2 protein-coding genes (1 of these 2 only partly in view) are annotated in these 22,393 nt (G+C 49.7%); both read left to right on the top strand.

The window, feature by feature from the left end:
- Nucleotides 1–2,709: the 3' end of a hybrid non-ribosomal peptide synthetase/type I polyketide synthase gene (locus NLX74_RS20425; protein WP_254329806.1), read on the top strand. It extends 8,433 nt beyond the left edge of the window; 2,709 of the gene's 11,142 nt are visible here — the last part of the coding sequence; its start codon lies beyond the left edge, outside the window; its stop codon occupies nt 2,707–2,709.
- Nucleotides 2,693–22,393 (top strand): SDR family NAD(P)-dependent oxidoreductase, encoded by a 19,701-nt coding sequence (locus tag NLX74_RS20420; protein ID WP_254329805.1) that lies wholly within the window; start codon nt 2,693–2,695, stop codon nt 22,391–22,393. The genes NLX74_RS20425 and NLX74_RS20420 overlap by 17 nt, the downstream gene beginning before the upstream one ends.

The following is a 22,393-nucleotide window of genomic DNA, read 5'->3' as shown; positions in this document are numbered from 1 at the left end:
TCCGGCAAGGAGCAGGTAATGGTCTTGGAGGGGGAACCCGAGAATATTGAGGCCTACCTGGCGAAAGCCGTTTCACAAGCCGGTGTCCGTGCCATTCAGGCAGTACCTAACCAAGCAAGCGTACCTATGCTGGATGCAGGCTTGCTCTACGACAAAACCTTGCATAGTCTCAAGGTACTGTTTGGAGAGGTGACCCGGCTGAGCGTCGGCAGCATTGAAACCAATGAACCGCTGGAAACCTATGGAATCGACTCGATCATGATTACCCAGCTGAATGCCAAGCTGGCGGGCTTCTTTGGAAAGCTGTCCCAGACGTTGTTTTATGAGTACCAGACCCTGCACGCCTTGACGGAATATTTTGTGGCGGAATATCCGCAGGTGTGTATGCAGTGGACCGGGATGAGCCATGACATACAGCCTGCGGAGGAAACAGTTGCGGCACCGCTGTATGTCGAAGAAGAAGCCGTGCCATCTGCGGCAAAGGCGGAAGCGAAGCCTGTCCGAAACTTGGCCGGATCTGCTCCTGCGGAAATGCGTGAACCGATAGCGATCATTGGAATGGCTGGAAAGTATCCCTGGTCCAGGGACATGAACGAATATTGGGAAAATCTAAAAGCAGGGAAGGACTGTGTCACCGAAATCCCGTGTGAGCGCTGGACGCTGGAAGGGTTCTTCCATCCTGATCCACAGGAAGCGGTGGTGAATGCAAAAAGCTACAGCAAATGGGGGAGCTTTATCGAAGGATTTGCAGAATTCGATCCGCTGTTTTTCAATATTTCGCCACGGGAAGCACTCGGTATGGATCCGCAGGAAAGGCTGTTCATTGAAGCCTGCTGGGAAGCACTGGAGGACGCGGGCTACACCCGGGAACAGCTTGCGGTGCGGCATAACCGCCGGGTAGGCGTATTTGCCGGAATTACTAAGACGGGCTACGAACTCTATGGGCCGGAATTATGGAAAAAGGGAGCGCAAATATTTCCCCAAATATCCTTTAGTTCGGTAGCGAATAGGATTTCGTACCTCTTTAATTTGCAAGGGCCAAGCATGCCGATCGATACGATGTGTTCGTCCTCGTTGACCGCGATTCATGAAGCCTGTGAGCATCTGTACCGCGGAGAATGCGAAATGGCTATTGCAGGCGGAGTAAATCTGTATCTCCATCCGCTCAGTTATGTGGGACTTTGCGCCAACCACATGCTGTCAGCAGACGGGCAGTGCAAGAGCTTCGGCAAAGGAGGCAATGGGTTTGTCCCTGGAGAAGGCGCGGGGGTCGTCCTATTAAAGCCGCTGTCCAAGGCGATCGCTGATAGGGACCTTATCCATGCGGTGATTCGGGGAACGAGCATTAACCATGGAGGTAAGACCAACGGCTATACGGTGCCGAACCCGACAGCCCAAGGGGAACTGATCCGGGCGGCCCTGGAGCGAGCGGGGGTACATGCGCGGACGGTCAGCTATATTGAAGCCCACGGGACAGGCACGGAGCTGGGAGACCCGATTGAAGTGACGGGTCTGACCCAGGCATTCAGGAAGGATACGCCGGATACGGGATTCTGCGCCATAGGCTCTGTGAAGTCCAACATCGGACATCTGGAGGCGGCAGCGGGCATCGCCGGGGTGGGGAAAATCATCTTGCAGATGAAAAACCGGACGCTGGTTCCCAGCCTGCATGCCCAAGAATTGAATCCGAACATCCATTTCGGTCAGACGCCGTTCGTCGTCCAGCAGGAGCTGGGGGAATGGAGACGGCCGGTGGTTGAGATCGATGGAGAGACGCGGGAATATCCGAGGATAGCCGGGATTTCATCGTTTGGAGCGGGAGGCTCCAATGCACATGTCATCATCGAAGAGTACATTGCGGAAGAGAAGGTGCCCATGAGCGTTACGGCTCAGAAGCCTGCGATCATCGTATTGTCAGCCAAAAATGAAGAACGACTGAAAAAGCAGGCCGATAGAATGCTAGCCGTTATGCGGGAAGGACAGCTCAGCGAAAGCAGTCTGGCCGATGTGGCCTACACGCTGCAGGTGGGACGCGAAGCCATGGAAGAACGGCTGGCAGTGATTGCAGGGTCTATGCAGGAGCTGGTGGATAAGCTGGAAGGATTCCTGGAAGGACGAGATGGAATCCCTGAGTTGTACCGGGGCCAGGTCAAACGGAATAAGGAGGCGCTGACGGCGCTGGTAGAAGATGAAGACATGGAGAGAATGATTGCTGCCTGGATAGGGAAAAGGAAATATTCGAAGGTTGTTGATCTCTGGGTCAAGGGACTGGCAATGGATTGGAATCTGCTTTATGGGGATGCCAAGCCGCGGCGAATCAGCCTGCCGGCCTATCCTTTTGCGAGGGAGCGGTACTGGATCACGGATATTAAAACTAAATCGGCTTCCATTGAATCTGCAGATGCTGTAAAGCCAACAGATTCGTTCATTGCCCAAAAGGCACTTGCCAAAACGGCAAATGTTTCGGAAATGAATAAGGAAGACATCGATGCTTCAAATCCCGAAGCTATTCCTTCGTATATCCAAAACATCCAGAGTCATATTTTTTCCAGTGTAAAAATAAAGAAGATGCCGGATCTTTCTTATCTAGCGGATGCATACGAGACAATGTCCTCGACTACAGTCGATAGCAAAGCTTACTCGGAACAGGATGGAGCGACACGAGGGACTGAACGGGAATGGAGGCTTACAGATGAAGGAAATGAATGATATCTTATGCAGGCTGTTATGGAGCCATTTGCGCTTGATGGGATTATGTCCATATGCGCAAATGGAAAAGAAAGCTATGATCGCGGATTTTAAAACAAAAAACGGCTTACTGAATTTATACGATCGTTGGCTTGAAGAAAGCATAGAGATTTTGGTACGGAATCAGTATTTGTACTGCAATGGAGAGTCATATAGTGTAGCGGGTACTGCTTCGGTCGATCTGCAGGCTGTATGGAAGGAGTGGGAATGGAAGAAAGGGGCATGGCTGAAAAATCCGGATCTCTCAGCCTGGGTATTTTTGGTAGAGTCGACCTTACGCAAGCTGCCAGAAATTTTAACCGGGAAGATACCAGCCACCGATATCATTTTTCCTAATTCCTCCATGAAACTGGTAGAAGGTATATATAAGAACAGTCCTGCGGCGGATTACTTTAATGAAGTGCTGGGAGATATCGTAGTTTCCTATCTAAATGAGCGGATCAAGCATAACCCGTCGGTACCGATTCGAATCATTGAAATTGGTGCAGGCACTGGAGGTACTAGCGCTTTGGTCTTCCAGAAGCTCGAACCTTATCGGGAGCATATTCAAGAATATTGCTATACCGACAAATCCAGAGCATTTTTATTACATGCACAAAAAGAGTACGGTCCGAAAAATCCTTACCTGACTTATCAGATTTTTAATGTGGAAGAGTCGGCTCAGGGACAAGATATTGATACAGGTGGATATGATATTGCGATTGCCACCAATGTATTGCACGCCACACGGAACATTCGCCAAACGTTACGCAATGTCAAAGCGGCGCTGCGAGAAAACGGTCTGATTCTTATAAATGAAATCAGCGGTAACTCTCTGTTAAACCATCTATCCTTTGGCCTTTTAGAGGGATGGTGGCTTTATAATGACCCGGAGCTACGCATTCCAGGCTCTCCTGGGTTATATCCCGAAAGTTGGCAAAAGGTATTGGAAATGGAGGGTTTCCGGTCCGTTTTCTTCCCTGCTCAGGAAGCGCATGATATAGGTCAACAAATTATTGTGGCGGAAAGCGATGGTATGATTCGGAACAAACAGGAACCTGAACACGACAAATCTCAAATGAAACAGCGTGACGAAGGAATTCGATCAGATATTGATGTAACAAGCGAGATGGCTGAAGAGTATGTCAAGGAGCTTATCGTAGGGAAGCTGGTAGAGGCTTTGAATGTGGACTTTACTATGATTGATATTCATGAGTCATTCGCAGATTATGGGCTGGACTCCATTCTTGGTGTCAACTTTGTGCAGGCTGTCAATCAGGGGCTGGGGATTCATTTGCAAACTACCGACATCTTCGATTACAGTTCGGTAAAACAACTGACGCTATACATTTTAAGCCAATATGGAGATAAAGTTTCACAAGTCTTGGACCAGAGCGCTAATCCAATAGACAACATGGAAGATGCAAGTCGCGACATCCAAAAACCTAAAGACACGGACCATATTCTTCATCCCGTTGAAACGGCAAGTATATCCTTTGAGCAGGACAGACCCAATAAGAAGGATAAAGGGAAAGCTTTAACACCAAGGGAGCCCATTGCGATTATTGGAATGAGCGGGCGGTTTGCTGGATCTGATAATGTACATGAGCTTTGGAATCACCTTAAGAACGGTGACGATTTAGTGGAAGAGGTAACCCGGTGGGATCTTTCGAAGTACCAGGAAAAACATGCAAGCTACTGCAATCACGGCAGTTTTTTGGAGGATATTGATAAGTTTGATCCGCTTTTTTTCAATATCTCAGGATTGGAAGCGACCTATATGGATCCGCAGCAGCGATTGTTCCTGGAGGAAGCGTGGCATGCTCTGGAGGATGCTGGCTATGCGGGGACAGGGATGGAGGGTCGCCGTTGTGGAGTGTATGTGGGCTGTGCCGAGGGAGATTACCAACAATTGCTGGGTGAAGACCTGCCTCCACAAGCGCTTTGGGGTCATATGGGTTCCGTGATACCCGCTAGAATCTCCTACTACTTGAATCTTCACGGACCAGCAATAGCTGTAGATACAGCTTGTTCCAGTTCGTTAGTTGCAGTTCATCTGGCCTGCCAAAGCTTATGGACCGGAGAAACGGATATGGCTTTAGCTGGTGGTGTCTATATTCATACGACTCCTCGTTGCTATTTATATGGTGACCGGGCAGGAATGCTGTCTCGCTCGGGACGCTGCTATACCTTTGATGATAGGGCAGATGGAATGGTTCCGGGAGAGGCGCTTGGCGTAATTGTGCTCAAGCGACTTCATGAAGCTGTTGCTGATGGAGACCACATCTATGGAGTGATTTCAGGCTCAGCGATCAACCAGGACGGTACCACGAATGGACTTACTGCGCCAAGCCAGAAATCTCAGGAGCGACTCGAGCAAAATGTATACGATACATTTCATATCCACCCAGAGCAAATCCAGATGGTGGAAGCACATGGAACTGGCACCAAATTGGGAGATCCCATTGAATATCAGGCACTGACTCGAACCTTTAGAAAGTATACCGACAAGAAGGAATATTGCGCCATAGGGTCCATTAAGACGAATATTGGCCATACGCAAATTGCGGCAGGAATTACGGGAATGATCAAACTGTTATTGTCATTAAAGAATAAGCAAATTCCTCCTACACTTCATTTCCGGTCGGGCAATTCAAACATTCAGTTTGCGGATAGTCCTTTTTATGTCAATACGTATCTGCAGGACTGGGAAGTTGAGCCTGGAGTCAGACGCTGTGCAGCGGTCAGCTCCTTTGGTGCCAGCGGTACGAATGCTCATATGGTCATAGAAGAGGCTCCACAGACGGAACGGAGACATTCCGAAAAGCCAGGTTATTTCATTCCGTTGTCGGCACGGACTTCAAAACAATTACGCCAGCAGGTAGAGCAACTGCTCGCTTATTGTGAACAGGAGCCTAAGGCGGATTGCGGTAATATGAGCTATACATTATTGCTTGGGAGAAAGCACTGTAATCATCGGCTTGCATGTGTTGCCCGTAATCAAGGCGAGCTTGTCATGTCCCTTAAAAAGTGGCTGGAAAAAGGCAGTGCTTCTCAAGTTTATCATTCTGAACTGCACGAAAAAGATCAACGCATACAAACATCTTTGAAAAGATACGGGGATGAATGTATTTACAATTGTCAAAACGCAAGCGATACCCGCGAGTATTTGGAGCTTTTGACTACGATTGCAGATCTGTATGTTCAGGGATATTCGTTAGACTTTGAGTGCTTGTTTTCAAATGAACAGTACTCTAGGATTCCGTTGCCAACTTATCCTTTTGCAAAAGAGCAGTATTGGGCGCCTAGGAGTGAGGACGAAATTACAGGCGGCAGAGCGGCAGAGCGTGAACCAAAATTTACGGTCGCCAGAGCTGCGGAAGCGCCTGCCGTTACGAGTAGTCGTACACTGCTATTTGAGCCTACATGGAAAAAGCAGGATGTATCGCTGGAAGCCGAAGTCCCTGCCTATGATCGGCGAATGGTCTTGCTTTGTGAACCAGACGAAGCTTTGCACGAGCGACTTGAAGCGAGTTTGAACGGAGCTGTGCAGGTGCTTGCCTTTCAATCCGGGAAGAACCGGATTGATGAGCGGTTCCAGGCCTATGCTATTCAGGCCTTTGAGAGCATTCAAAGCATACTCAAAGACAAGCCTGAGGGGAGGGTGCTGGTCCAAATTGTGGTGCGGAACGCCGGGGAAGGACGGCTCTTTTCGGGACTTTCGGGACTGTTGAAGACAGCCCGGCTGGAAAACCCGAAATTCATCGGGCAGCTGATTGAAGTGGATCAGGGAGAACAGGCGGAAGGCATCCTGGCGAAGCTGGAGGATAACAGCCGAAGCCCGATGGATGGCTGGATTCGCTATGAGGAAGGTCAACGGAAAACCGCTTGCTGGAGCAGGCTTGTAACATCTGGGCAAAAAGAGGAGCTTCCATGGAGAGATAGTGGGGTCTATCTGATCACCGGCGGCTCCGGCAGTCTGGGACTGCTGGTTGCAGAAGAGATTGCCCGGCAGACGCAAGCAGCGACCTTCATTTTGACGGGGCGGTCGCCGCTGGACCGAGACAAGCAGATGAAGCTGCAGGAGCTGGAGTCTTCAGGCGCCAGCGTGGTGTACAGGCAAGCTGATATCACCGACAGGAAGACGGTTATCGATTTACTGGACAGCATCGAGCAGGAATATGGACGTGTCCATGGGATTATCCACTGTGCAGGGGTGATTCAAGATAACTTCATCTTCAAGAAAACAAGGGAAGAATTTATAGAGGTGCTGGGACCGAAGGTGAGCGGACTGGTCCATCTGGATGAGGCAAGCAGCGGCCAGAACCTAGAATTCTTTGTGCTCTTTTCTTCCATATCGGGCAGCCTGGGCAATCCTGGACAGGCTGACTATGCGACGGCCAATGCCTTTATGGACGCATACGCCGAATACCGGAATGCCCTGGTAGGGGCCAAGCAACGACGGGGGCAGACGTTATCGATCCGCTGGCCGCTATGGAAAGAGGGCGGAATGCGGATCGATGCGGACACGGAACAGATCATGACGCAAAACATGGGTATTACAACCATGCAGACCCGGTCGGGAATGAGGGCGTTGTATCAAAGCTTGGCCTCCGGCAAGGAGCAGGTGATGGTCATGGAAGGGGAGCCTGAGAAAATCGAGGCCTACTTGGCGAAAGGCGTCTCACAAGCCGGCGTCCGTGCCATTCAGGCAGTACCTAACCAAGCAAGCGTACCTATGCTGGATGCAGGCTTGCTCTACGACAAAACCTTATATCGACTCAAGGTGCTTTTGGGAGAGGTGACTCGGCTGAGCGTCAGCAGCATCGAAGCCCATGAGCCGCTGGAGAGGTATGGAATCGACTCGATCATGATTACCCAGCTGAATGCCAAGCTGGCGGGCTTCTTTGGAGAGCTGTCCCAGACGTTGTTTTATGAGTACCAGACCTTGCACGCCTTGACGGAATATTTTGTGGCGGAATACCCGCAGGAGTGCATGCAGTGGACCGGAATAAGCCATGACATGCAGCCTGTAGAGGAAAGACTTGCGGCACCGTTGTGCGCCGTGGAAGAAGCCGTGCCGGCTGCGGCAAAGGCGGAAGCAAAGCCTGTCCGAAGCTTGGCGGGGTCTGCTCCTGCGGAAATGCGAGAACCGATAGCGATCATTGGGATGGCAGGAAAGTATCCCTGGTCCAGGGACATGAACGAATATTGGGAAAATCTAAAAGCAGGGAAGGACTGTGTCACCGAAATCCCAAGTGAGCGTTGGACGCTGGAAGGGTTCTTCCATCCTGATTCACAGGAAGCGGTGGCGAATGGAAAAAGCTACAGCAAGTGGGGTGGTTTTATTGAAGGATTTGCGGATTTCGATCCGCGCTTTTTCAATATTGCGCCACGAGAAGCACTCGGTATGGACCCGCAGGAAAGGCTGTTCATTGAAGCCTGCTGGGAAGCACTGGAGGACGCGGGCTACACCCGAGAACAGCTTGCGATGCGGCATAACCGCCGGGTAGGCGTATTTGCTGGGATTACCAAAACGGGTTTTGATCTATACGGACTGGATTTATGGAGAAAAGGAACGCAAATATACCCTCATACATCCTTTAGTTCAGTGGCCAACAGGATTTCGTATCTCTTTAATTTGCAAGGGCCAAGCATGCCAATCGATACGATGTGTTCGTCTTCGTTGACCGCGATTCATGAAGCCTGTGAGCATCTGTACCGCGGAGAATGCGAAATGGCTATTGCAGGCGGAGTAAATCTGTATCTCCATCCGCTCAGTTATGTGGGACTTTGCGCCAACCACATGCTGTCAGCAGACGGACAGTGCAAGAGCTTCGGCAAAGGAGGCAATGGGTTTGTCCCTGGAGAAGGCGCGGGGGTCGTCCTATTAAAGCCGCTGTCCAAGGCGATCGCTGATAGGGACCTTATCCATGCGGTGATTCGGGGAACGAGCATTAACCATGGAGGTAAGACCAACGGCTATACGGTGCCGAACCCGACAGCCCAAGGGGAACTGATCCGGGCGGCCCTGGAGCGAGCGGGGGTACATGCGCGGACGGTCAGCTATATTGAAGCCCACGGGACAGGCACGGAGCTGGGAGACCCGATTGAAGTGACGGGTCTGACCCAGGCATTCAGGAAGGATACGCCGGATACGGGATTCTGCGCCATAGGCTCTGTGAAGTCCAACATCGGACATCTGGAGGCGGCAGCGGGCATCGCCGGGGTGGGGAAAATCATCTTGCAGATGAAAAACCGGACGCTGGTTCCCAGCCTGCATGCCCAAGAATTGAATCCGAACATCCATTTCGGTCAGACGCCGTTCGTCGTCCAGCAGGAGCTGGGGGAATGGAGACGACCGGTGGTTGAGATCGATGGAGAGACGCGGGAATATCCGAGGATTGCCGGGATTTCATCGTTTGGAGCGGGAGGCTCCAATGCACATGTCATCATCGAAGAGTACATTGCGGAAGAGAAGGTGCCCATGAGCGTTACGGCTCAAAAGCCTGCGATCATCGTATTGTCAGCCAAAAATGAAGAACGACTGAAAAAGCAGGCCGAGAGAATGCTAGCCGTTATGCGGGAAGGACAGCTCAGCGAAAGCAGTCTGGCCGATGTGGCCTACACGCTGCAGGTGGGACGCGAAGCCATGGAAGAGCGCCTGGCATTGATTGCAGGGTCCATGCAGGAGCTGGTGAATAAGCTGGAAGGATTCCTGGAAGGACGTGACGGAATCCCTGAGTTGTACCGGGGCCAGGTCAAACGGAATAAGGAGGCGCTGACGGCGCTGGTAGAAGATGAAGACATGGAGAGAATGATTGCTGCCTGGATAGGGAAAAGGAAATATTCGAAGGTAGTTGATCTCTGGGTCAAGGGACTGGCGATGGATTGGAACCTGCTTTATGGGGATGCCAAGCCGCGGCGAATCAGCCTGCCGGCCTATCCTTTTGCGAGGGAGCGGTACTGGATCACGGATATTATGAGTCCCTCTGTAGAAAGAGTCTCTTCTGTAGAAAGAGCCGTTACGGAAGCTCAGGAAAAGGCAATTCCCGTCCAGACTCATGCGATGCAGCCAACAGCCCTAATGCAATCCGTTTTTTTGAATAGTTCTGAAAAACCAAGCGCTATATCCTTACCGAATTTGTTGGACCGTCAGCCGCATCTAAGCAAGTCTGCCAACCAGGAGGGGACAACGATCATGTTAACTTCACTGGAGGAGACATCGAACACATTAGAGGATGAGAAGAAGACGGAAGCGCTGTCGTCTATTCCTTCTGCAATATCAGCGGAAATATTGCAGGAGGAGCTGACAACAAGCCTGGCGCAGGCTTTATATATAGATCGGAGCGATATCGATTCGGATAAGAACTTTGTTGATCTTGGATTGGATTCCATTATAGGCGTAGAGTGGGTTCGTAGCATTAATAAGCATTACAATACATCCATAACAGCGACAAAAGTCTACGATTATCCAACCATCCGGGATTTTAGCAAATTTGTAGAGAAGGAATTGTTGAGCAAATCAATTGCGCCATTCTCTGCCCAGTCTATTTCGGATCATTCTCCAGCAGAGTATTCACCGTCATCCGTTGCATTAGAGCCGGAGAAATCGGCAGAGGCTTCCATTCAGGTGAATTTGATGCCGATTTCGTTTGAAAAGCAGGTGCAGGCCAGCATGGCTGAGTGCAGCGCCTCTGCAGAGCTGTTGCAGGAAGAACTGACGGTTAGCCTGGCTGAGGCTTTGTACATGGAACGGAGCGAGATCGAGGCGGATAAAAACTTTATAGATACCGGACTAGATTCCATTATAGGCGTAGAGTGGGTTCGAAACATAAATAAACGATATGGCACATCCATAGCAGCGACCAAGGTCTACGACTATCCGACCATTCGCCAATTCGCTACATTTTTGGCACAAGAAATCAATAAGCATGGAGGAAGCTTCAATCAACAGTTCTTGAGCACAGTCCCGGACACGGACAAGCCTATTGCGAAAGTCCATTCGAAGGGACCTGACACGATGCAATGCTCTCCAAGGCTATCGCCTAAGGGGGAGCCCGAGCCATTCCACCTGGTAAAGGTAGCAGAGGATTCATCGCCTTTGCCTTCGGAAAATAAAGACGTAATTGCAATTGTCGGGATTTCGGGAAGATATCCTGGTGCGGAAGATGTGCAGCAATATTGGGATAATCTCGCTCTAGGCAAAAATTCCATTATTGAAATCCCGAAGGACCGTTGGGATGTAAGCCAATATTATGATCCTCGTCCAGCGCAAGAGGGGAAAATCAATTGCAAGTGGCTGGGTGCTTTAGAGGATATGGAATATTTCGATCCGTTATTTTTCAATATTTCTCCTACCGAGGCGGAAGGGATGGATCCCCAGCAGCGCATCTTTATGCAGGAAGCATATAAGGCAATTGAGGATGCAGGCTATAGTGGCTCACAGTTGGGAAATAAAAAATGCGGGGTTTACCTTGGAATTTTAAATAATGAATATAGTATGCTGCGGTACAAGCATCAAGCGCAGTTCACCAATACTACCGGAAACAGTAACGCTATTGCAGCGGCTCGCATCTCTTATTTCCTCAATCTGAAAGGTCCGGCCATATCCGTAGATACGGCATGCTCCTCATCGCTGGTGGCAACCCATCTGGCATGCCAGGCGTTATCTAACGGAGAGATAGAAATGGCGTTGGTTGGCGGGGTGTCGTTATATCTGACTCCTGAATCGTATGTAGGTATGTCTGCATCCGGAATGTTGTCGCCAGATGGCCGGTGTAAAACGTTTGACAATAGCGCCAACGGCTTTGTTCCAGGGGAAGGAGTAGGGGCGCTGGTTCTGAAGCGGCTGAAGGATGCTGAAGCTGATCGGGATCATATATACGGAGTTATTATCGGGTCCGGAATCAATCAAGATGGAAAAACCAACGGGATTACCGCTCCAAGCACTAACAGCCAAATTGAGCTGGAGCGGGAAATATACAACAAATATCAGATTGAGCCTGAAAGCATTAGCTATGTTGAAATGCATGGGACAGGAACCAAGCTGGGCGACCCTATTGAATTGGAAGCTTTATCAACCGCTTTTAAAGAAAAAACCGATCAGAAGAACTACTGTGCCATAGGTTCGGTAAAAAGCAATATCGGGCATACTTCTGCAGCAGCGGGCATAGCAAGCGTGCAAAAGGTGTTGCTATGCATGAAGCATAGAAAACTAGTACCGACACTGAATTTCAAGAACCCGAATGAGCATTTTGATTTTGATAATTCTCCTTTTTATGTCAATACAGAATTGAACGCCTGGGAACCTTCCCACGGGGACAAAAGGCGCGCCGCTGTGAGCTCTTTCGGATTTAGCGGTACGAACGCCCATCTTATTATTGAAGAATATCGTCCCGGGACGGGAACATCTGCGATATCACCAACAGCCGCCGATATCCATAATCCCGTTCTCTTCGTTTTGTCTGCCAAAGGTGAAAAGCAGCTAAAAACGTATGCCGAAAGAATGAGGAGCTTTATTGCATCCCAGGAAAATCTTAACCTCTCGGATATGGGGTATACGCTGCAAGTGAGCCGCGAGCCGATGGATTACCGGCTGGCTTTTGTGGCAGATTCAAAAGAGGCAATGCTAAAAGCGTTGGAAGGATTTGTGAATCATGATCCGCTTGCTGGCGTCCTTACGGCTCAGGTGAAAAAGAGCAAAGACGGGATTGTGATGTTTGAGGCGGATGAAGATGCCAAATCGTTGCTTGAAACCTGGATCAAGAAGAGAAAACTAAAAAAAATAGCGGAGTTGTGGGTAAAGGGGCTAACTATTGACTGGAACAAGCTGTATGGGGACATCAAACCTTACCGGATCAGTCTACCGACCTATCCTTTTGCGAGAGAACGCTGTTGGGCGCCTGAGCTTGACAGCAAGGCAGGCAAAGGCATGACTTCTGTCACTGCTGCTTCGCTCCATCCTTTACTGCATCAAAACACCTCCGATTTCTCGGAACAGCGGTTCAGTTCGACTTTTACAGGCCAGGAGTTTTTCTTGAAGGATCATGTGGTGAATGGACGCAAGGTTCTATCCGGGGCTGCTTGCCTTGAAATGGTCCGGGCGGCCGTGGATCAGGCAACAGGATCTGATGAGGGTGGGCCAACCGGAATTTGCCTTGAAAACGTGGTTTGGGCACGGCCTATTATCGTAGAGGATGGGCCACTACAGTTACACATCGGACTTTTCCTGGATGATCATCAAGAGATTTCGTATGAAATATATGGGGAGAGCGAAGAAGCTGATGCAGGGATTGTGATATATAGCTACGGCAGTGCTACACGAAGATCGGCTGCGGAAGTCCCGGCACTGAATATTAAAGACTTGCAGAATGTATGCAGTCGGAACTTTGATCCCACACAATTGTATAGAGTTTTCAGGGATATGGGAATGGATTATGGTCCTGGACATCAAGGGATTAAGATGGTGTATGCGGGAGAGGGTCAAGTGCTGGCTAAGTTATGCTTGCCGTCTTCCGTTTCTGACAACCAAAGCCAATTTGTCCTGCATCCAAGTATGATAGATTCGGCCTTGCAGGCAACCATAGGCTTGACGCTGGGGTCTGGCGAGACCAAACCTTCTCTGCCTTACGCCATTCAAGAAGTTGAAATTATAAAAAATTGCAGCTTCATCATGTGGGCGTTGATTCGTTATAATGCAGACGGTATAGCTGAGGAAAAGGCACAGAAGCTGGATATTGACCTGAGCGACGAAACCGGAGCCATCTGTGTCAGGATAAAAGGATATTCATCAAGAATCCTGAATAGGGACTCGATTTCCTCGGATGTTCAGTCTAATTCTAGTACCTTGATGCTTGAACCCGTATGGAAAGAGCAAGGGATTGCTCTAGAGGCCGAAATGCCTGCATATGATCGCCATGTCGTGTTACTCTGCCAGCCGTCCGGGATTTCCCGTGAACAAGTTGAAGCTCGGATGGACGGCGTGCAATGCATTGTACTGCAACCCGACCGAAACGGAATCGCGGAACAGTTCCAGCGTTACGCCGTCCAGGTGGTTGAAGAGATTCAAAGCATTTTTAGGGAAAAACCCAATGGTAAGGTGCTGATCCAGATTGCCATAAGCGGACAGGAGGAGCAGCAGCTTTTCTTGGGACTTTCCGGTCTTTTAAAAACGGCCCGGCTTGAGCATTCAAAACTGGTAGGTCAGTTAATAGAACTGGGACAGGATGAGGACTGGGAAGCAATCATAGACATTTTTAAAAAAAACAGTCGTAGCCTCGGGGATATCCAGATTCGGTACGAGAAAGGCACACGTTGGGTTTCCTGCTGGAACGAAGTTCACATCTCTCAGGAAGCGACGGGTAACCCGTGGAAGGATGGCGGAGTGTACCTGATTACCGGCGGTGCCGGTGGATTGGGACTCATTTTTGCCAGAGAGATTACGGATAAAGTTCATAAAGCTGTCTTGATTTTAACGGGGCGTTCCACGCTGGATGAGGGCAAACGGGCTGAGATAAAGAAAATGGAGGCATTAGGGGCACGAATTATATACAGACAGGTCGATGTGACTCAGGAGCAGGCGGTGACCGATTTAATCCAGGAAATTCAGGAGGAATTCGGAAACATCAATGGCATCATTCACAGTGCAGGTGTCATTCGCGACAACCGCATACTCCAAAAAAATAGCGAGGAGATGCTGGAGGTTCTCGCTCCCAAAGTATTAGGGACAGTGAATCTGGATCAGGCAAGCAAGAACCTGCCGCTTGACTTCTTTGTTCTATTTTCGTCTGTAGCCGGAGGATTAGGTAATCAGGGACAGGCAGACTATTCTGCAGCTAATGCGTTTATGGATACTTATGCCGGATACCGGAACACTCTGATAGCATCTAAGCAGCGACAGGGTCAAACGCTATCCATCAATTGGCCGCTATGGAAAGAGGGTGGGATGCGTATTGATGAGGAGACGGAGAAGCTGGTAAGGCAGCGTACAGGCATGAGCGGCATGTCAACCTCTTCCGGCATTCAGGCCTTGTACCGTGGCATGATCGCAGGCGTTGATCAGGTTATGGTGATGGAAGGCAATCTTGCAAAAATGAAGAAAACCATGGGGTTAATCACGACTCCAGAGACTAGGCAGCCTGAGAAGGTGACAGGAATTTCAGAAGCTTCCTCTGAAAGCAATGTCGTACCAGATCTGCTGGACAAGGTGCAGGCCGCTATGATACAGGCCGTGTCAAAATTGCTGAAAGTCAAACTTGAAGATATTGATGCACATGTAGAAATGAGTGAGTATGGCTTCGATTCCATCCTGCTCACACAATTTACCAACAACATCAATCACTTACACCGGCTTGAGCTGACGCCGGACATATTTTTTGAATATACAACGATTCATGACTTCACCAGGTATTTGGTGGACGAATATGATGCCGTGCTTGGCGAGCAGTTTGCCGTGCATGCCCGGACTGAGCCTGCTGTGCAGGCCGTGGAGGATGATAGGGAAGACAGTACCCGCGGTAGACGGCAGCGTTTCCGGTTTGCAGGCGGGAATGTGTTGTCCAACCCGCAGCTGACTCAGGCTGCTCCTGAACCCATTGCTATCGTGGGAATGAGCGGTGTATTTCCCATGGCCCGGGATGTGGATGAGTTTTGGAAAAATCTTGAGGAAGGCAGGGACTGTATCACTGAAATCCCTGAAGATCGCTGGGATTGGAAGACGTATTACGGTGACCCTGAGCAGGAGGCCAATAAAACAAACATCAAGTGGGGCGGGTTTATTGAGGGGATCTATGAGTTTGACCCGCTATTCTTTGGAATTTCACCGCGAGAAGCCGCACTCATGGACCCGCAGCAACGTCTGTTGATGACCTATATCTGGAAGGCGATTGAAGATGCAGGCATTCAGGCTGGGAGTCTGTCGGGAACCCGCACAGGAATCTTTGTAGGTACCGCGAACAGTGGCTACAGCGGTGTGATTTATCAGGGAAATGTGGGTGTCGAGGCGTATTCCTCCAGCGGTATGGCACCGTCTGTTGGGCCCAATCGAATGAGCTATTTCCTTAATATTCATGGTCCGAGCGAGCCTGTCGAAACGGCTTGCTCCAGTTCACTGGTGGCCATTCACCGAGCCGTTAGGGCCATAGAGGATGGAAGCTGCGAGATGGCGATTGCGGGTGGTGTTAATGTGATTATCACACCTGAACTCCATATCAGCTTCAACAAAGCAGGAATGCTGTGTGAGGACGGTCGATGCAAAACCTTCTCCAATAAGGCCAATGGCTACGTGCGTGGTGAAGGGGCCGGCATGCTTTTCCTGAAAAAGCTGAAGGATGCAGAGAAGGATGGAGACCATATTTATGGTGTAATTCGGGGTACTGCCGTCAATCACGGAGGCCGGGCCAATTCCCTGACAGCTCCTAATCCGAGGGCTCAGGCGGATGTGTTGGTAAATGCATATACAAAGGCCGGAATCGACCCAAGGACTGTCTCTTACATTGAGGCCCACGGGACAGGCACCGAGCTGGGCGATCCGATTGAAATTAACGGACTGAAAGCAGCTTTCAAAGAGCTTTATGAGAATACAGAAGGGCCCGGGATTACAGAATCCCATTGCGGATTGGGCTCGGTGAAGACCAATATCGGACATCTGGAACTGGCTTCTGGAATCGCGGGCGTCATAAAAGTGCTGCTCCAGTTAAAGCATAAAAAGCTGGTCAAAAGCCTTCATTGTGATGCAATTAATCCTTATATAAAACTTGAAGGCAGTCCGTTCTATATCGTTCAGGAGGCGCAGGAGTGGAAGCCACAGCGGGATACTCGAGGGGAAAATATTCCTCGGAGAGCAGGTGTTAGCTCCTTTGGATTCGGGGGTGCCAATGCCCATTTGGTAATCGAAGAATATATTCCTGGAAAGCAGGAGCAGGATTCTATTACCCGTACCACCCCAAAATCGGCTATTGTGGTGCTGTCAGCCAAGAGTGAAGGACAACTACAAGAGCAGGCGCAGCTATTACTAGCTGCAATCGGGGAGCATCCGTTTACAGACAGCAGTCTGGTAGATATAGCGTATACCCTTCAGGTGGGGCGCGAAGCGATGGAAGAACGTTTGGCTTTCGTTGCAGGCTCTCTCCGGGAGCTAGAAGAGAAATTAAAAGGATTTGTGGAAGGCCGGGATGGTATCCACGGCTTATACGTGGGACACGCCAAACGCCATAGAGAAGAAAATAGAGCTCGTGAAGACGGAGAGGGTGCGGGCACGGCGATTGATGTGTTAGTTAGCGAAGGCTGCTATGGCAAAATAGCTGACCTTTGGGTAAAAGGAGTCGTTATTGACTGGGCCCTGTTGTACGGAGAGGCTAAACCAAACCGTATCAGTCTGCCAACCTATCCCTTTGCCAAAGAACGATATTGCATAACCGATATCAATAAACGGACGGGAGCAAGCGGTGTAGTGCTGGAAAGGGAGACAGCAGTCGGCATTCATCCCCTACTTCAGCGCAATACGTCCAATATTTATGGACTGCAGTTCAGCTCCATTTTTACGGGGAAGGAATTTTTCCTGTCTGACCATGTGATAAGGGGGCAGAGGCTCTTGCCTGGAGTGGCCTACCTTGAAATGGCGCGGGCGGCAGTAGAGCAGGTTGCAGGATCTCCAGAAGACAAGTGGACGTCCATCCGGTTAAAAGATGTGGATTGGATCCGGCCTGTTGTGGTTGGGGAGGAGTCGGTGGACGTTAGTGTTGGGCTCTATCCTCAAGATGGCGGGGAGATCGCCTATGAAATTTACAGCAAGTCTGGAGCAACGGACACGGAGCTGGTGGTGCATAGTGAAGGCAGGGCAGTAATTGTTCCGGTGGCAGACATCCCTGCTATAGATATTAAAACCTTGCTGGAGCAGTGCAGTCTGGGCTCCTTCTCATCCCGTCAGTGCTATGAGGCGTTTGCAGCGATGCAGGTTTCCTATGGGCCGGGACACCAGGGAATTGAGAAGATATATATCGGGGTGGACCAAGTTCTTGCCAAGTTGTCCTTGCCTTCTTCCGTTTACTCTACGATGGAACATTTTGTGATGCACCCCAGTTTGATGGATTCCGCTCTTCAGGCGACGATAGGCTTGATTATGAGTGCGGGTGATTGCAAAGCTTCCATTAAGCCAGCTTTACCATTTGCATTGGAAGAGTTGGTGGTGTTTAACAAATGTACATCAGAGATGTGGGCCTGGATCCGTAATAGTGAAGACAGCAGGCAAAATGGCTCGCTGCAAAAGTTAGATATCGATTTGTGTGACGAGCAGGGGAATGTTTGTGTGAGAATGAAGGGATTCTCATCACGAGTTGCTGAAGGAGGAACAGGGGGCCCAGATGAATGGACTGCACCTGAGACTTTGATGCTTGAGCCTGTGTGGGAAGAACAAGCGATTGCTCTGGAAGGAACAGCACCTGACTATCAACAGCATCTGGTAATTTTATGTGAACCGGGATATATTTCCGGGGAAATTATTGAATCGCAAATGAACGGGGTGCAGTGCCTCATTCTCCAATCTGAAGAGAAGAGCATTGATGCACGGTTTAGGACTTATGCGACACAGGTGTTTGAGGCAATTCAACATATTCTTAAAACGGAATCCAAAGGCAAAACATTGGTTCAGCTTGTCGTTCCGGTGCAGGATCACCAACAGGTATTCTCGGGACTTTCCGGACTCTTAAAAACAGCATGGCTGGAGAATCCAGTACTGGTTGGCCAGCTGATAGAAATGGATGTGGAGCAGGATTCAGCAGGTATGATAAATATCCTGCAAGAAAACAGTCGCAGCTCTATAGAACCACATATCCGCTATCAACAAGGTAGACGGCATGTTGCCGTATGGACGGAAATTAAAGCCTCCGGGGAAGCGATCAGCATTCCGTGGAAAGACAGGGGAGTATATTTGATTACCGGCGGAACCGGAAGTCTCGGTTTGATTTTTGCCGAAGAAATTACACGACAGGCCAGAGATACTGCTTTAATTCTTGTCGGACGCTCCCCGCTTCGTGGTGACACCAAAGCAAGGATTGAGGAGATAGAAGCTTTAGGTGCAAGAGTAGTATTCCGGCAAGCCGATGTCGCCGATAAAAGGGCGGTTGAAGATTTGATTCGGGATATTCAGGAAGAGTTTGGGAAGCTGGATGGAATTGTGCACAGCGCAGGAATGGTTAGCGATAATTTCATTATTAAAAAAACACGGGAGGAATTGCAAAACGTTTTGGCGCCAAAGGTTACGGGAGTGGTGAATCTGGATCAGGCTTGTAAGGAAATTCCGCTGGACTTCTTCATCCTTTTTTCATCCGTTGCAGGGAGCCTTGGGAATATAGGACAGGCTGACTATGCTGCTGCCAATGCCTTTATGGACGCCTATGCCAAGTACCGCAGTACACTGGTAGAGCGAGCACAACGCCAGGGGCGGACGATTTCAGTTAATTGGCCTCTCTGGAAAGAAGGCGGAATGCGTATTGATGGGGAAACAGAAAAGATCATGGAAGGGATGGGGATGTTTGCAATGGAGACTGGTGCAGGAATTCGGGCTTTGTATCAGAGCCTGGCTTCCGAAAAGAATCAAGTCATGGTGTTGGAAGGGCATGCCAGTCAGCTAAGAGAAACGCTCCTGCAGCAACCGTCCCTGAATCAGGCTGGAGATGCCTCCTCTATGATAAGGGAAAGCGAGATGGGTTCGGTCATCGGACAAGACCTGCTTGCCGAAAAAGCGGCAAATTATTTAAAGCAATTGCTCGCTACATCCATCAGGCTGCCGGCAAGGCAGATTGAAACCGATGCCCCTATGGAGAAGTATGGCATTGATTCCATTATGATTAAACAGCTAACCCGTGAGTTGGAGAAAACGTTTGGAACACTGCCCAAAACTTTATTTTTTGAATACCAGAATATCCGGGAATTGACCCAATATTTCCTTAAAGTCCACCAGAAGCAGCTGATTAAATTGCTTGGAATCGAGACAGAGGTCAACGCTGCGAAAGAGTTCAAACCTTCTACGAAGGAAAACGACCCGGTAAGGTCACTTTCTGATAGTCGGAAGCAATCGCGTTTCATGCCAGTTCAGGCAAGTTTCCAACCGCAACCGGAAAGAGCAGGCGGATCGGAGGAAATTGCCATTATCGGCTTGTCCGGCATGTATCCCGAGGCAGAAAACATACGGGAATTCTGGAACAATTTGCGTGATGGGAAGGATTGCATTACGGAAATCCCCAAAGATCGCTGGGATCACAGTAGGCACTTTGACGAGGACAGGGACCAGTCCGGAAAAACTTACAGCAAGTGGGGAGGCTTTATTAAAGGTGTGGATCAGTTTGACCCCATGTTTTTCAATATCTCTCCTAGAGAAGCACAGATCATCGATCCTCAGGAGCGCCTATTCCTAAAATGTGTCTATGAAACGATAGAGGATGCAGGCTATACCCGGGAAGCGCTTGGACTGGAGCGGGGCCTTGGGCTGGATAGGAATGTGGGTGTTTTTGTCGGGGTCATGTATGAAGAGTACCAGCTTTATGGGGCACAGGAACAAGTTAGGGGCAGAATGATTGCCGTTCCTGGCAATCCGGCTTCCATTGCAAACCGGGTATCTTATTTCTGTAACTTCCACGGTCCGAGCATGGCTGTGGACACCATGTGCTCTTCTTCATTGACGACCATTCATCTGGCCTGCCAAAGCTTGCAACAAGGCGAGTGTGAGCTTGCCATTGCTGGCGGCGTCAATGTATCCATTCATCCGAACAAATACCTGATGCTTGGGCAAGGGAGGTTTGTATCGAGTAAAGGACGGTGCGAAAGCTTTGGACAAGGCGGAGATGGATATGTGCCGGGAGAAGGCGTAGGAGCTGTACTGCTTAAACCGCTGGCCAAAGCTATTGCAGATGGAGATCATATATATGGGGTCGTAAAGGGGACCTCGGTGAATCATGGAGGGAAGACAAACGGATTCTCAGTTCCGAATCCCCATGCGCAGGCCAGTGTCATTGGAAGAGCATTTAAGAAAGCAGGAATTAACCCCAGAACCATCAGTTACATCGAAGCGCATGGCACTGGGACATCCTTAGGTGACCCCATTGAAATCGCCGGATTGCAAAAAGTGTTCCAGGAATACACGGAGGACAAGCAATTTTGCGCAATCGGATCGGCAAAATCAAATATTGGGCATTGTGAGAGCGCGGCAGGGATTGCGGGAGTTACAAAGGTGCTCCTTCAGCTCAAATACGGACAAATCGTGCCTTCATTGCATTCAAAAACACTAAACCCGAATATCGATTTTAGCGATAGTCCTTTTATAGTTCAGCAGGAGCTGGGAGATTGGAAAAGACCCGTCGTCACAATGAATGGGAAGACGGTTGAATACCCAAGAATCGCAGGTATCTCCTCCTTTGGTGCCGGAGGCTCCAACGCACATGTGCTTATTGAGGAATATATCCCTGAGGAGCAGGAGACTAGACAGGCTGCCACTTCAATGCAAAATCCGGTAATGATCGTGCTGTCGGCGAGGAATAAAGAGCGACTGGAAGAACAGGTGCAAAGGTTGCTTGCTGAACTCAAAGAGCCGGAATACTCGCAAACCAGCCTGGAGGATATAGCATTTACTCTGCAGGTGGGACGGGAAGCCATGGAAGAACGGTTAGCAGTCATAGTTAAGTCTACCCATGAGCTTACAGGAAAGCTCGAGAGCTTTTTAGCGGGGAATGAGAATATTGACGGGCTATATTGGGGTCAGGCAAAGAAGAATAAAGACATCCTAGCTGTTCTTGAGGCGGACGAAGACATGGCAAAAATGGTGGATAGTTGGATAAGCAAGGGTAAGTATACAAAGCTGGCGAAGCTTTGGGTTAAGGGGCTGCTCTTCGATTGGACTAGACTTTATGAGAATACCAGCCCTCGTCGGATTAGTCTGCCAACTTATCCATTTGCCAAGGAGAGCTATTGGATCTTCGCGCGTGGGGGCGAATCCCGGGACGTCGAGGCGGAATCTCCTGTAGCCGAGGTGTCGGTACAAGAACTCGTTTCCAGCCCTCCTGCAGTTAACCATAGCAACGATAATGTGCAGAGACAGACTTTGGCGAAAGTACCTGAAAAACCGCAGGGCATTTTGCTGAGCTCCGTTTCCAACATCCAGATGGTAGCAGATAAGCCGGAGAAGTCAGCCGCGCTGGCAGAATCCAAGCCTGCCCCGCCGCAACCTGAGGCCAAGCCTTCTTCGTCGCCGCCCGCTGCCAGGGATGAGGCAAAGCGGTCGACATATGCGCCAACGGCTGTACGGATAGAAACATTGGAGAAGGAACTGGTAGAAAGTCTTGCGAAATCTTTGAGTATGAATGAAAAGGATATTGGCCGGGACGATCAATTTATTGATATGGGACTGGACTCTATTATAGGTGTAGAGTGGGTGCAGGCTGTGAATAAACGCTTTGGAACAGCTATTCCAGCAACCAGAGTGTACGATTATCCTAACATTAAAGAATTCTCCAAATTTTTGGCAAAGGAATTGAACAAGTCGGCGGGAGATACAAATCAGGCTTCTACAGAGCCGAAGCCTAAGCAGCCCATGCAAGCCTTGATACAGAAAGTACTGCAGGGTGAGTTGGATTTTGAACAGGCCGACCAGTTATTCAACCAATTACACTCGTAG

Source organism: Paenibacillus sp. MZ03-122A (assembly GCF_024213325.1).
GTDB lineage: Bacteria > Bacillota > Bacilli > Paenibacillales > Paenibacillaceae > Paenibacillus > Paenibacillus polymyxa_B.
This window is presented reverse-complemented; position numbering and strand designations above follow the sequence as displayed.

Excerpts from the sequence above, each read along its gene's own strand:
- NLX74_RS20420 (WP_254329805.1), top strand. The coding sequence starts at position 2,693 with ATGAAGGAAATGAATGATATCTTATGCAGGCTGTTATGGAGCCATTTG.